We start from the raw sequence: 12,422 nt of genomic DNA, 5'->3' as shown, positions 1-12,422 counted from the left end.
GTAGAATAAGGTTTTTCACTAAAAAATAAAAAAACTTACAAAAAGTAAGACAAAAAGCTTTACTTACTTTTAGTAAGGTAGTATAGTAAGCATGTAAACAAAATTAAATGAATTTACTGAGGAAATTCGAAAGGATGAACATATTATGTCAAAATTTACTGAAATGATGAAAAACCGTCGTTCAATCTATGCTTTAGGAGAAAACTTACCAATTTCAAAAGAAGAAGTAACTGCTTTAGTAAAAGAAGTTGTTAGAGAAAGTCCAACAGCTTTTAACTCTCAAACACAACGTGTTGTGTTCTTATTCGGCGATGCTCACAAAAAATTATGGGCAATGACTGAAGACGCCTTAAAACCATTAACTCCAGCAGAAGCATTTCCAAACACACAAGCTAAATTACAAGGTTTTGCAGCTGGTGCGGGCACAATTTTATTCTTTGAAGATACAGATATCGTGAAAAACTTACAAGATAGCTTCCCATTATATGCGGATAACTTTCCTGTTTGGTCTGAACAAGCAACTGGTTTAACACAAGCGAACGTTTGGACTGCCTTAGCGCAAGAAAATATCGGCGCAAACTTACAACACTACAACCCAGTCATTGACGAAGCGGTTGCTGCAGAATGGTCAATTCCTGCAAACTGGAATTTACGTGCACAAATGGTCATTGGTTCCATTGAAGCGCCAGCTGGCGAAAAAGAATACATGGAAGATAGTGCTCGTTTTAAAGAATTCAACTAAATCATTGCTTTAGTAAAACGAAGAGGAAAGGAGTGAAAGCAAATGGTTCAAGCATTACCAAGTAATATTGGGATTCAACAAGTCACTTTGAAAGTGGCTGATTTAGATAAAATGGTAAACTTTTATACGAAAACAATTGGCTTAAAACTTTTAAAACAAGGAGAGGGACGTGCTTGGCTAGCGCCACAAGGCACCAACGATGCAATTCTTGTCTTAAAAGAACTAACAGCTGGGGAAGAAAATCAGGGGACCACTGGCTTGTACCATATTGCTTTCCTGCTACCAACCCGCAAAGATTTAGGCAATATGTTGCTGTGGCTTTTGCAGGAAAATGTGCAAATTGGCGCAGCAGATCATGGCTATAGTGAAGCCCTTTACTTAAGTGATCCAGAAAATAATGGCATCGAAATTTATTGGGATAAACCAGAAGAAGTCTGGGATATTCGTCCAAATGGTGAAATTATCGGTGTGACAGAAGAATTAGACGGTGATAGTTTAGCTGCAGAAGCTGACGGTCACTGGCTAGGAATTTCCGAAGGTTCTAAAATTGGGCACATTCATTTGAAAGTGGCCGATTTAGATGCCACTGAAACGTTCTATAAAAACTTAGGGTTTGGCTTAAAGTCTAACTTTGGTCAACAAGCGAAGTTTTTTGCAGCGGGTCAGTACCATCATCATATTGGGACAAATACATGGAGCGGCAAACAGCTGCCAACGATTCAAGAAAATCAATTTGGCTTAGAAAATTACACCTTCCGTTTACCAACTGCGGCAGATTTAGAGATCGTCCAAGCCAATGCGGAAGAAGCAAAGTTACATTTTATTGCCAAAGATCATTTACTTGCGTTAGAAGATCCTAGCGGCATGATTATTCAATTTACCTATTAAAACCACTCTCAAACTAGCCCTTCGTTAGAAAATGAAGGACTAGTTTTTTTGTCTTGTTTGCATTATTTTGCATTTGTTTGCAAAATAATGCAAAAGATGCTATCTTTACTTAGAAGAGGTGAGGAAATATGTTGATTGAAGAACGTTTAGCCAAGATTCAAAAAATAGTGAATGAACAAAAAAGTATTTCCATGGAAGCTTTAGCGGAGCAAGTCTCCGTTTCAAAAGATACTATTCGACGAGATTTAATTCGTTTAGAAAAGGAAGGACATTTAAAGAGAACGCACGGTGGCGCTATCTCAGTGCAGTCTGAAGCAACTATTTATGATTATGCTCAACGAATAATGAAGCATCCAGAGAAAAAACAAGCCATTGCCCAAAAAGTTTGGGCAAATATTCCCAAACAAGCGTCCATTTTTTTTGATTCATCAACCACGGTGGAAGCAGCTATTCGAGCGATGGAAAATAGTCCGATTCACGCGATAACGAACTCTCTCAGTCATGCGCTACTTCTAGCGCAAATGGATCAGACAAAAATTACAGTATTACCTGGGCAACTGCATAAACAACAACTCTTTTTGTTTGGGGCAGAAACAGTCGCTAAGGTTGGGGAATTTGCCCCCGACTATACATTATTAGGTGTGTTTGCGTTATCTGAACAAGGATTATTTATTCACACAGAAGAAGAAGGTCAAGTCAAACGGCGAATGATTCAACAAGGCAAACAAGTCATTGCCTTAGCAGACCAAACGAAATTAAACAAAACGGGTTTATTTAAAATTTGCGAATTAACAGAAATTGATTGTTTAGTGACAGATACACGACCTGATGAAAAATTCTGTGAACAGTTAGCGCAAGCAGGCGTAACGTTGATTGTCGCAGATGAATAATGGAGGATAATAATGAAGCGAAAAATTAATTATACACATATTGCTGAACCTACTGTTTTTGAGAATGTTTTTCCAACGTATTTGACGAATGAAACGATGATGGCGCGCAAGCAGAAAGTATTACAACGAATGGAAACAGAAAAATTCGATCAATTAGTTTTCTATGCAGACAAAGAGCATGGCAGTAATTTTGAATACTTAACTGGCTTTATTCCGAGGTTTGAAGAAGGACTCCTTGTGTTAAATAAGGATGGTATGGCGACACTTATTTTAGGTAATGAAAATTTAAAACTGTGCCAACATGCACGCATCTCAGCCGATTTAATTCATTATCCAGCTTTTTCGCTACCTAATCAACCAATGGATGGAGAACAAAAGTTGTCGCAGATTTTTGAAACGCTTCTCGATGAAACTGCTCAAAAAATAGGTATCGTTGGTTGGAAAATGTTTACGACACAACAGCAAGAACCCGCTACTATGTTTGATGTGCCACATTTTATTGTCGAAGCACTGAAAAAAGCGCTGCCGAAAGAAGCTCGTTTACTAAATGGGACCCACTTATTGATTGGAGCAAAGGGGGCCCGCACAACAAATAATGCTAATGAATTGGCGCACTATGAATATGGGGCGAATTTGGCTTCTCGCAGTATGTTAAAGGCCTTAAATGCAATTGAAGTAGGACAGCGTGAAACGGACATTGGGGCTTTGTTAAATGATGAAGGTCAAATGCCGACGGTAGTAACCATTGCGGCAACTGGTCAACGTTTTGAATATGCAAACATGTATCCGACTGCCAAAGAAATTCAGTTAGGTGATGCCTTATCATTAACTACAGGCTACAAAGGTGGCTTGTCTAGCCGAACAGGTTTTGTTATTGAAAACGAGCAGCAATTGCCAGAAGCGCAACGTGATTATTTAGAGCGCGTAGCAAAACCCTATTTTCAAGCTGTCGTTCACTGGCTTGAAACCATTCGAATCGGATTGTTAGGGCGAGAAATGTACCAAGCGATTGAAGAACAGTTACCAAAAGAAATCTATCACTGGCATTTGAATCCTGGGCATTTAGTTTCGGATGATGAATGGATGTCGTCGCCTATTTATCCAGATTCAGCCATTCGCTTGGAAAGTGGCATGCTCTTTCAAGTGGATATTATTCCTTCTGTACCTGGTTATACAGGGGTGAGTGCAGAAGAATGTGTGGCTTTGGCTAATGAAACATTGCAAAAAGAGATTCAGCAAACTTATTCAGACATGTGGCAACGGATTGCGACACGCAAAGCCTATTTAAAGGAGACATTAAAGATCGATTTACCATCGGAGGTTTTACCAATGTCTAATTTAGTTGGTTACTTACGGCCTTTTTATCTAGCTAAAGACAAAGCTTTGTGTGTAGAAAAACCAGCTCCTAAATGAGTAGGCTCCTTTTTTGAGTTTCTTTTGGGCCTTATTTATAATCAATATAGCAAAGGAAGAACACCAGAAGAGAGGCGTGATGGTAAATGCACTATCCTGAACATCTGAAACAAGCAGTTTTAGCTAAAGCGAAAGACTTACCATTAGAAGGTTTTGTAGAAGGACAAGGCCCGCAACAGCCAAAAGTGATGCTGATTGGGGAAGCCCCTGGAAAAGAAGAAATTAAAGAAAACGTACCATTTATAGGGCGTTCAGGTCAATTGTTGATGGAACAATTACAACAAGTTGGCTTAAGTCGTGAAACGGTGTATATCACCAGTGCGGTTAGGAGTCGACCTTTTTCTGTAAAAACGAAGCAGATTGCAAAAACGGGAGAAAGAGTAACCAAATTTCCTAATCGAACGCCAACCAAAGAAGAAATCAAAATTTTTGCGCCTTTGCTTGATTGGGAAATCGCTGTTTGCCAACCTGAACTAATTTTGACACTGGGGAATATTGGGTTGCAACGACTTTTAGGACCAAAGCCAACAATCACTGCAGTGCACGGAACGGTCATTCAGTCGCCCATTCAAACATTTGATGAGCAATCACAAAACTATCATTGGACGCAGAAAACCTATCAAATCATTCCACTCTTCCATCCAGCGGCTGTCTTTTATAATTATCGTTTAAAAGAAGTCGTGAAAGAAGATTGGCAAGTGGTTCAAAAACAACTGCAACTGCTTAAGAAAGTTTAAAATGAGAAAAATAAAAGGATGGTTGTTTTTTCGAAGAGAGAATGCTACCCTAGAAGTATCAATAAATAGACAGATTATTTAATCGCTGGGTTGAATAATTGAAGGATTCTGATTTTTGCGTAAGCCTTGAAGCAAAAAGAATGAGTCCTTTTTTTGTTAGAAGGAGATTTGGGTATGGAGCAAACACAGCAAAACCATTTTACTGCGTTGTTTTATAAAAATGTTCTGTTAGGAATTTTAAGTATGGCGGCGCAATCAATTTTTATTTTGGCGGACACATTTTTCATTGCAAATGGGATCGGCACCGAGGCATTGGCGGGGCTTAACATTGTCTTACCACTCGTTAATATTATTAATGGATTAGGTTGGATGTTTGGCGTTGGCGGCGCTACGTTGTTTTCGACCACGGTTGCGCAAAAAGAAATCAAAAAAGCCAATCAGTATTTTAGTTTAACGATTGGGTTAGTTTTCGTTATAGGGAGTCTCTTTACTTTAGCGAGCTTGATTTTTTCCGATCAAATTATTCGGGGACTTCAGGGGACCGGTGTCTTGTTTGGTTTGGCAAAGGAATATTATATGATTTACCTTAGCTGTTCATTATTATTTATTTTAAACAATTGCCTGATTACTTTTTTAAGAAATGACCATAATCCTCGTTTGGCAACGATTGCTTTTGTCAGTGGGGGAATTGTCAACATTATTTTGGATTATGTCTTTATTTATCAATTTGGGTGGGGTATGGCAGGTGCGGCCATTGCAACGGTGATGTCACCGTTAACAAGCTTAATCCTGATTACGTTGCATAAGTGGTCGCCGCAACGAGTTTTACGTTTTGAAAAGTTTAAAGTGAAATTTCAGGATGTTCGAGAAATTATGTCGATTGGTTTTTCCTCCTTTTTAAATGAATTTTCTTCGGCCTTTGTCATGTTTTTATTTAATATTGTTTTGTTAAACTTAGTTGGTCATGTGGCGATTTCAGCTTATGCGATTGTTGCCAACCTCAATATTATTGTGATTGCCATTTTTACAGGGATTGGGCAAGGGGCGCAACCATTACTCAGCCGATACTATGGTTTAGGGGAAACGAAGGTGTTGCGTAAATTTGTTAAACTTAGCTTTATTACGTACTTGGTCGCCGGCTTCCTGTTCTTTTTAATCAGTCAAGTATTTACGGGACAAATCATTGTGGGCTGTGGTAGCGAAGGGAACGACCAGTTGGCGCAAATTGCTAGGACAGCCATCCGCTTATATGCGATTTCCTTCTTGTTTACAGGATTGAATTTTATGGGGATTTATTACTTTTCGGCAGTTCGTAAACCGAAAATGGCGCTAATGATTTCCTCTTTGCGTGGGTTCTTTTTAATTGTGCCAGTTTTATTTATTTTGGTGAAATTACTAGGATTAACCGGTGTTTGGTTAGCCATGCCAGTAGTTGAATTTGTTACGTTTGGACTAATGCTTGTGGGCTACCTTGCATATCGAAACTATTTGAAAAAAAGAGAAGCAGTAACCTGATGTTGGTTACTGCTTCTTTTTTGCTTAGTTTACATAGTTTTCAGTTAAAGTCATGAATTGTTCCACATCTTTTAGGACTTGATCAATGCCGGCTTGCCAGAAATCAGGTTTTGTTAAGTCAACATTTAAATGTTTTTTCGCTAATTCTTCGCTTGTCATCGAAGCAGTGTCTCTTAATAACGCAATGTATTGGTCTTCAAAAGAGCTGCCTTGTTGATTGGCATACGCATAGATACCCATGCTGAATAGATAGCCAAAAGTATATGGGAAATTATAGAAAGGCACATCATCAATAAAGAAGTGCAATTTGCTCGCCCAGAAATGAGGATGATAACTGCCAAGACTATCTTTGTAGCTTTCTTTTTGCGCCGCTAACATTAATTCAGTAATATCTTCTTCCGCTACTAAACCTTTTTGGCGCGCTAGATAAAAATTATTTTCAAAGATAAAACGCGCATGAATGTTCATAAACATAGCAATGGCATTTTGCATTTTTGTGTCTAAAAGGTTAATCTTTTCAACGTCTGATTTGGCCTCTTTTAAGGTGGCGTCAGCAACAATCAATTCTGCAAAGGTACTAGCCGTTTCTGCTACGTTCATGGCATACTCTCGATTCAATGAAGGTAAATCCCACATCACGCTACTATGGAAAGCGTGACCTAATTCATGGGCTAAAGTAGCTACTTCGTTGATTGAATTGCCAAAGGTCATGAAAATACGCGACTCTTGTGTTTCAGGTAATTCTGTACAATAACCCCCAGGACGTTTGCCTGGACGATCTTCAGCTTCAATCCAACTTTTTTCAAAAGCCATTTGGGCAAAATCGGCCATTTTCGGACTGAATTTACGGAAATTTTCTAAAATAAAGGCAGCGGCTTGATCAAAGGAATACGTTTTTTCTTCTAAATCACCTAAAATAATTGGTGCATCTTGGTCTTGCCAATCCATTTTTTCTTTACCGAATAATTGCGCTTTGCGCGTTAGAAAGTCGACGAATGGTTGTTTATTTTTTTGGATGGTTTCCCACATAACCGTTAATGTTTCTTGACTCATTCGATTATAGTTTAAGGGATTTTCTAAATAATCTGTAGTGCCATGCAATTTGTAATCAGATAAACGGAACCCATCCAAGTGATTTAGGGTGTCTGCTAAAATTGAAGCTTTGCCACTCCAAGCTTTCTCCCAGGCTGTAAACAAACGTTGACGAACCTCTTTGTCAGGATCTCCCATCATGCGGTTAAAGGCTTGGCCTGCAGATAGTTCTGTCACAGAGCCATCTTTTTCTTCAAAAGGAATCACAATGGAAGCAACAATCGTATCGTAATGTGTACTCCAAGCATTTAACCCATCTAGAGAAAGCGTATTGATGATATTTTCTTCTTGTTCGGAAAGCAGTTTTTTTCCATCACGTCGTAATTCATTTAAGCGAAAAGCCATTGTTTTAAACGGTTCTTCGGCTAACAGGTCTTGCCAATGTTCTGCTGAAATCTCGGTGATTTTTTTAGTAAAAATGGTTTCAGCTAATTGAATCGCTGGCAACAGATTGTATAAATCGCCTGATAAAATTTTGGCCTTGGTATCATTAGTATTAGCAGAAATTAAAGCAGTTAAAAAACTATTACATTGTGAAAAGCCATTTGAGATTTTCCCTTGTAACGTTAAAATTTCAGCAAATTGTTCTTTGCCTTGGGCACTTTCTGGTGTCCATTCTGTGATTAATTGATGGTACTCTTTTGTCTGTTCGGTTAATTGAGTCATTCGTTGGCTAAGTTCTTTGGACTCGCTCCCATTGGGGAAAATACTGTCTAAATCCCATGTAATAGAATAGGTCATATCCAATCCTTCTTTCATTTTTTTCTTTTCAGTATATCATAAGACCTAAGAGAAGTTGTTTCTTTTTCCCTCGAAACCGACTATAATAAAAAAGAATTTTCCGTGGCAGGCACGGGGCAACTTGAAACCAAGAAAAGAGGATTATATGAAAAATTATTTGAAAGATAGTAATTTATATTTAGTCATTGCGTTTGTTATTATGGCCATTTTATTTTTCAGTTCATCACAGACGTATGAACAGCAATCACAAGTTGGTCTTTTAGATAAACTTCTGAGCAGTCATCCTTTTGAAGAACAATTAAAAAATATTTCTTTTCAATATGCTGGCAGTGAAGTGAGCATTCAAGCTAGTGGTTATAGTAAATTTGTTGAATTTTTTATTCGTAAGGGAGCCCATTTTGGTACGTATTTTCTATTAGGTGGTAGTTGGTTTATTGGATTAGTGCCAAGAATCAAAGGTCTGTTTTTAACAGCTGTTGTTTCCTGGCTAGCTGCTACTGGCTATGCAGGTTTAGATGAATTTCATCAAATGATCACAGGCGGAAGGACCCCTCTTTTTCAAGATGTTATGTTGGATGCCATGGGTGCTTTGACAGCCATCGTCATTTGTTTGGTGGTTCATGGTTTGAAGAAAAATAAAAAAAGAAGACGCTAATTTAGAAGAGCTTCGTTTATTCGTCAGAAAGGTGGGTAAGCGAGGGTCTTTTTTTGGTAGCGCTTGTTCCTAACTGAAAAGAAGAGTAGAATAAAGGAGAATAGTAACGAAAAGTCAGGAGGAATCAAGGATGTCAGGACACAGCAAATGGAGCAACATTCAAGGGCGTAAAAATGCGCAAGATGCCAAACGTGGGAAAATTTTCCAAAAAGTTTCAAGGGAAATCTATATGGCGGCAAAAGCAGGTGGCCCTGACCCCGCAATGAATCCTGCTTTACGTTTAGCAGTCGATAAAGCTAAGTCAGCCAATATGCCCAATGATAATATTGCTCGCGCCATAAAAAAAGCCAGTAGTGCTGGTGAAGGGGAACATTATGACGAGGTAACTTATGAAGGATACGGGCCAGGTGGCGTGGCAGTTTTAGTTCATGCACTAACAGATAACCGCAACCGAACGGCCACCAATGTTCGCGTCGCGTTTACTCGAAATGGTGGCTCTTTAGGTGAAACGGGTTCGGTGAATTATATGTTTGATCGTAAAGGCTATATTGTCATTAAGCGAGAAGACCATGCAATTGAGGAAGACGACATGCTAGAAGTCGTTTTGGAAGCAGGCGGCGAGGATTTAGAAACATCACCAGAAGTATTTGAAATTTACACAGCACCAGAAGATTTTACAGCGGTTCGCGATGCTTTAGAACAAGCAGGTTATTCATTAGCACAAGCTGAATTAACAATGGTTCCGCAAACCTTACTAACCTTGAACGATGAACAAAAAGCGCAATTAGAGCGCTTGGTTGACAAGTTAGAAGACGATGATGATGTGTCAGAAGTATTTACCTCTGCAGAAAATCTATAAAATAAAGGGATGCTTGGCGTCCTTTTATTCATAAAATGAAAGCGGATACAGAATGGAGGGCATTTTGAAAAAGAGAATTTGTTTACAAGCAATCAGGGAAGAAGCGGAAGCCTATTATCGTAACGGTGATTTTTATTGCTCGGAAGCGATTGTGGCGACCATTCGGCAACACTTTGATGCGGAGATTCCCATTGAAGCTGTGGCCATGGCTTCTGGGTTTCCTGTAGGTGTTGGAGGAGCGAAGTGTATTTGTGGTGCTCTTTCAGGCGGGGTTATGTGTCTGGGCTACTTTTTTGGTCGGACAGAAGCCAAAGGAGAACAAGTAAATAAAACGATGGGTTCACCTGAACATATGGAACAATGCATTGGCTTTACTGGGGAAATCGCTGAAACAACCGCAAAAATTATTGCACGAGAACTTGCTTACGAATTAGTCTAGTAAAAAATGAGAGAGGAGCAACCAGATTCAGGTGAATGAATCTGGTTGCTCCTCTCTCATTTAATGCGTAATCAATTAACCAAGTACTTTTTCATAAGCTTCCACTTGAGATAAGACACGTTGGAGCTGTAATTCATTTTCAATATAGTTGATTGAATTACCTAAATCTTCTTGGCGGTTTGTTTCTAAACGATCGACTTCTTTTTTTGCTTCGTTCAATAAGTGTAGAACTTCTTCCTTAGATAACATGTACTCACCTCCTTGCGCAGTTCATCTACTATTAGTGTACTCCTTTTTTTCAAAAAAGGGCAATAATAGGATATTAAAAAACAAAAATAGCGGTCCTAACCGCTATTTTTGTTTACTCATGGCGTTGTTGTGCTAAAATCGCTTCGATTCGTTCTCTTTGATCTGCCAAAAAGTGAGGCAAATAAAGGGGGATTTCATCAAAGTTTGAACTTTGATTTTCATAGGCTTCGGCATCTAGCAGGCCTTTTTGTGTGGCTATTTCAAATAATAAGTGGTTCGGTTCTCTAAAATACAATGATTTGAAAAATTCACGGTCTTTAATCCCTGAGTTTGTAAAATTCTTTTCATCCAACAGGCTGTCAACTTGCGTTAATTCTTGCGTATCTTCCACCCCAAAGGCGACGTGATGAACGCCACCAATCCCTTCAATGGCAAGCGGATTGGTACGGTCATCAATGATATGCACCTCTTGATAAAACTGTGGATGATGATTTTCCAGAACAGTTACTTCATGCGCAGTTTCAAAAAAAGGTACTGTTTCTTTTTCATGCCAATGTAAATAATCCACTAAAGGTTGTTTGGTAGCTGCGGCATATTGGACGCGTAATTGAATTGCATCAATGCCTAAAATTGCATGTTCTACTGGAATTTCAGAATGCTCAGCTGGAAAATAATCTTCCGCATTTTCAAATTCACGTAACGGAACAAGCGCCATTTGCGTATTATCGGGCGCTTCAAAACGCAAGATTGGGTGTTGGTTAAATGTTTCCACACCATAGTGGCAGATACCCGCTTGCTCAAGACGTTCTGCCCAAAAATCCAAAGAGGCGCGCGTTGGTACTTTTAAAATAGTTCGTTCAATTGTATTTGTCCCAAATGATTGATCTTGGCCATCATTCAATTCAAAAAAAGTTAATTCGGTACCTGTTCGTTGCTCATTATCTGAGAAAAATAAGTGATACATGGTGTGGTCATCTTGGTTGATCGTTTTCATTAGTAATTTTAATCCCAGTGTATTATGATAGAAGTCAAATGTAGGCTTTATCAATCGATTTAAAATAGAGATGTGATGAATTTGTGCATACATAGTAAAATTCCTTTCTTGGAGGTTTATTAAATGAAACAATTTTTTCAAAAAGGGTCGAAACCTAATCAATTAGTTGTCGCTTTCCATGGTACTGGTGGCAATGAATATCAATTATTAACCACCATCGCAACCCTTTATCCAGAAGCGAGTGTTCTAAGTTACTTAGGGACAGAAGGTGTAGGCGAACAGCGACGCTTTTTTGCGCCATTAGTCAATGGAGCATTACCTCGTGCTAACTTTGATGAGCGAGTGACTGCGTTTCTAGAAGAAGTTTGGCAACCGCAAAAGTTATACGATGAAGTTATTTTTATAGGGTACTCTAACGGTGCCAATTTTATTTTAGGCCTGTTAGAAAAGAACCCGACTATTGCTAACACTGTTATTTTACTGCATCCAAGCAATTTAGGCTATCAATATGTATCTGGTGAGTTTGCGACAAAAGTGATTGTCACAACAGGGGCTCAGGATGAGTTGAGTATTCCGGGACAAGTTCTTTCTTTAGCTAACCAATTAAAGAAACATTTTCCAGTTGACTTTTTACTAGTGGATGGCGGTCATGGGTTATCGGAAGAAGAAGTAACGAAAATAAAAGAAGTTCTTTAAAAAACAAGCTGCAACCTTTGCTGATAAGTGGTTGCAGCTTGTTTTTTTCATGTGTGTAACTAAAAATGAATGCCAGTAATTGATAATAGAGAGGACTACAAAATTAACATCTTATTATCTTGAAATAGCTAATTTTATTCTTTAGTCATTAGTATAACGTGACCAACCCCACCACTTAGGCATTAACTCTTTTAACCGAACTATTTCTCGTTTTTGATAATCAACTAAGATTTCTGTATCAGCATTTTTAGGAGAAAGCTGGAGCAATAATTCTCTACAAGCACCACAAGGCATACCAGAAATTCCATTAGGAACATCGTCCCGAAAAGTAATAATTCGTTTAATCACTGTCTGTTCACTATCGGCATACATATTCAAAGCGGCAACTCGTTCTGCACATAAATCTAGAACACCACAACAGCTTTCAAAACAAAAGCCGGTAAATAATTGTCCATCTTCTGCCTCTAGGGCACAGACGGGGAGCGTCAATAATTTTGTGTAAATAAATTGTC

General features: G+C 38.7%; 14 protein-coding genes. 10 read left to right on the top strand and 4 right to left on the bottom strand.

What is annotated here, in order from left to right; genetic code table 11:
* Positions 1–145 precede the first annotated feature (145 nt).
* The 6 genes from HMPREF2810_RS02620 to HMPREF2810_RS02595 all read left to right on the top strand — a co-directional run bounded on the left by HMPREF2810_RS02620 (position 146) and on the right by HMPREF2810_RS02595 (position 6,185).
* Positions 146–742, top strand: coding sequence for a nitroreductase family protein (locus HMPREF2810_RS02620; protein ID WP_002355475.1), 597 nt, complete (start codon positions 146–148; stop codon positions 740–742).
* A 42-nt stretch (positions 743–784) separates the two neighbouring features.
* Entirely contained in the window at positions 785–1,630 is an 846-nt protein-coding gene (locus tag HMPREF2810_RS02615; RefSeq protein ID WP_002358647.1) for a VOC family protein, read from the top strand.
* A 128-nt stretch (positions 1,631–1,758) separates the two neighbouring features.
* On the top strand, positions 1,759–2,520 hold the full coding sequence (locus HMPREF2810_RS02610; protein WP_002375902.1) for a DeoR/GlpR family DNA-binding transcription regulator: 762 nt from the start codon (positions 1,759–1,761) through the stop codon (positions 2,518–2,520).
* A 12-nt stretch (positions 2,521–2,532) separates the two neighbouring features.
* The gene (locus tag HMPREF2810_RS02605; RefSeq protein ID WP_070635584.1) at positions 2,533–3,933 is read left to right on the top strand and encodes a M24 family metallopeptidase; all 1,401 of its coding nucleotides are present in this window, start codon (positions 2,533–2,535) and stop codon (positions 3,931–3,933) included.
* A gap of 86 nt (positions 3,934–4,019) precedes the next feature.
* On the top strand, positions 4,020–4,670 hold the full coding sequence (locus tag HMPREF2810_RS02600; RefSeq protein ID WP_002361229.1) for a uracil-DNA glycosylase: 651 nt from the start codon (positions 4,020–4,022) through the stop codon (positions 4,668–4,670).
* A 174-nt stretch (positions 4,671–4,844) separates the two neighbouring features.
* On the top strand, positions 4,845–6,185 hold the full coding sequence (locus tag HMPREF2810_RS02595; RefSeq protein WP_002404086.1) for an MATE family efflux transporter: 1,341 nt from the start codon (positions 4,845–4,847) through the stop codon (positions 6,183–6,185).
* 24 nt (positions 6,186–6,209) lie between these two features.
* Here HMPREF2810_RS02595 and HMPREF2810_RS02590 read toward each other — a convergent pair whose 3' ends face one another.
* Positions 6,210–8,036, bottom strand: coding sequence for a M3 family oligoendopeptidase (locus HMPREF2810_RS02590; protein ID WP_002384889.1), 1,827 nt, complete (start codon positions 8,034–8,036; stop codon positions 6,210–6,212).
* A 127-nt stretch (positions 8,037–8,163) separates the two neighbouring features.
* Here HMPREF2810_RS02590 and HMPREF2810_RS02585 point away from each other — a divergent pair, with 127 nt between their 5' ends.
* The 3 genes from HMPREF2810_RS02585 (at position 8,164) to HMPREF2810_RS02575 (ending at position 9,971) form a co-directional block, all read left to right on the top strand.
* Positions 8,164–8,673: a VanZ family protein gene (locus tag HMPREF2810_RS02585; protein ID WP_002366143.1), complete on the top strand. Its 510-nt coding sequence runs from the start codon at positions 8,164–8,166 to the stop codon at positions 8,671–8,673.
* A 130-nt stretch (positions 8,674–8,803) separates the two neighbouring features.
* Positions 8,804–9,532: a YebC/PmpR family DNA-binding transcriptional regulator gene (locus tag HMPREF2810_RS02580; protein WP_002361233.1), complete on the top strand. Its 729-nt coding sequence runs from the start codon at positions 8,804–8,806 to the stop codon at positions 9,530–9,532.
* A 52-nt stretch (positions 9,533–9,584) separates the two neighbouring features.
* Positions 9,585–9,971, top strand: a complete 387-nt coding sequence (locus tag HMPREF2810_RS02575) for a C-GCAxxG-C-C family (seleno)protein (protein ID WP_002404085.1) — start codon at positions 9,585–9,587, stop codon at positions 9,969–9,971.
* Between the two features lie 75 nt (positions 9,972–10,046).
* Here HMPREF2810_RS02575 and HMPREF2810_RS02570 read toward each other — a convergent pair whose 3' ends face one another.
* Both HMPREF2810_RS02570 and HMPREF2810_RS02565 read right to left on the bottom strand, forming a co-directional pair.
* Positions 10,047–10,220 carry a hypothetical protein gene (locus HMPREF2810_RS02570; protein ID WP_002355495.1) on the bottom strand — a complete coding sequence of 58 codons (174 nt, stop codon included), beginning with the start codon at positions 10,218–10,220 and terminating at the stop codon, positions 10,047–10,049.
* A 112-nt stretch (positions 10,221–10,332) separates the two neighbouring features.
* A complete protein-coding gene (locus HMPREF2810_RS02565; RefSeq protein WP_002363135.1) occupies positions 10,333–11,307 on the bottom strand; it encodes a ring-cleaving dioxygenase in 975 nt (324 codons plus the stop codon).
* A 30-nt stretch (positions 11,308–11,337) separates the two neighbouring features.
* Between HMPREF2810_RS02565 and HMPREF2810_RS02560 the strand changes: the two genes are divergently transcribed.
* Positions 11,338–11,910, top strand: coding sequence for an alpha/beta hydrolase (locus tag HMPREF2810_RS02560; protein WP_002358653.1), 573 nt, complete (start codon positions 11,338–11,340; stop codon positions 11,908–11,910).
* Between the two features lie 141 nt (positions 11,911–12,051).
* Here the strand turns inward: HMPREF2810_RS02560 and HMPREF2810_RS02555 are convergent, their stop codons facing one another.
* Complete coding sequence (locus HMPREF2810_RS02555; RefSeq protein WP_048942408.1) at positions 12,052–12,414, bottom strand: cytidine deaminase family protein; 363 nt, start codon at positions 12,412–12,414, stop codon at positions 12,052–12,054.
* Positions 12,415–12,422: the final 8 nt, after the last annotated feature.

This window comes from Enterococcus sp. HMSC078F03 (assembly GCF_001811595.1).
Lineage (GTDB): Bacteria > Bacillota > Bacilli > Lactobacillales > Enterococcaceae > Enterococcus > Enterococcus faecalis.
Note: the sequence above shows the minus strand (reverse complement) of the source record. Positions and strands in the feature narration are given on the sequence as shown.

Coding starts and splice junctions, on each gene's coding strand:
- HMPREF2810_RS02620 (WP_002355475.1), top strand. CDS start 146: ATGTCAAAATTTACTGAAATGATGAAAAACCGTCGTTCAATCTATGCT.
- HMPREF2810_RS02615 (WP_002358647.1), top strand. CDS start 785: ATGGTTCAAGCATTACCAAGTAATATTGGGATTCAACAAGTCACTTTG.
- HMPREF2810_RS02610 (WP_002375902.1), top strand. CDS start 1,759: ATGTTGATTGAAGAACGTTTAGCCAAGATTCAAAAAATAGTGAATGAA.
- HMPREF2810_RS02605 (WP_070635584.1), top strand. CDS start 2,533: ATGAAGCGAAAAATTAATTATACACATATTGCTGAACCTACTGTTTTT.
- HMPREF2810_RS02600 (WP_002361229.1), top strand. CDS start 4,020: ATGCACTATCCTGAACATCTGAAACAAGCAGTTTTAGCTAAAGCGAAA.
- HMPREF2810_RS02595 (WP_002404086.1), top strand. CDS start 4,845: ATGGAGCAAACACAGCAAAACCATTTTACTGCGTTGTTTTATAAAAAT.
- HMPREF2810_RS02590 (WP_002384889.1), bottom strand. CDS start 8,036: ATGAAAGAAGGATTGGATATGACCTATTCTATTACATGGGATTTAGAC.
- HMPREF2810_RS02585 (WP_002366143.1), top strand. CDS start 8,164: ATGAAAAATTATTTGAAAGATAGTAATTTATATTTAGTCATTGCGTTT.
- HMPREF2810_RS02580 (WP_002361233.1), top strand. CDS start 8,804: ATGTCAGGACACAGCAAATGGAGCAACATTCAAGGGCGTAAAAATGCG.
- HMPREF2810_RS02575 (WP_002404085.1), top strand. CDS start 9,585: ATGGAGGGCATTTTGAAAAAGAGAATTTGTTTACAAGCAATCAGGGAA.
- HMPREF2810_RS02570 (WP_002355495.1), bottom strand. CDS start 10,220: ATGTTATCTAAGGAAGAAGTTCTACACTTATTGAACGAAGCAAAAAAA.
- HMPREF2810_RS02565 (WP_002363135.1), bottom strand. CDS start 11,307: ATGTATGCACAAATTCATCACATCTCTATTTTAAATCGATTGATAAAG.
- HMPREF2810_RS02560 (WP_002358653.1), top strand. CDS start 11,338: ATGAAACAATTTTTTCAAAAAGGGTCGAAACCTAATCAATTAGTTGTC.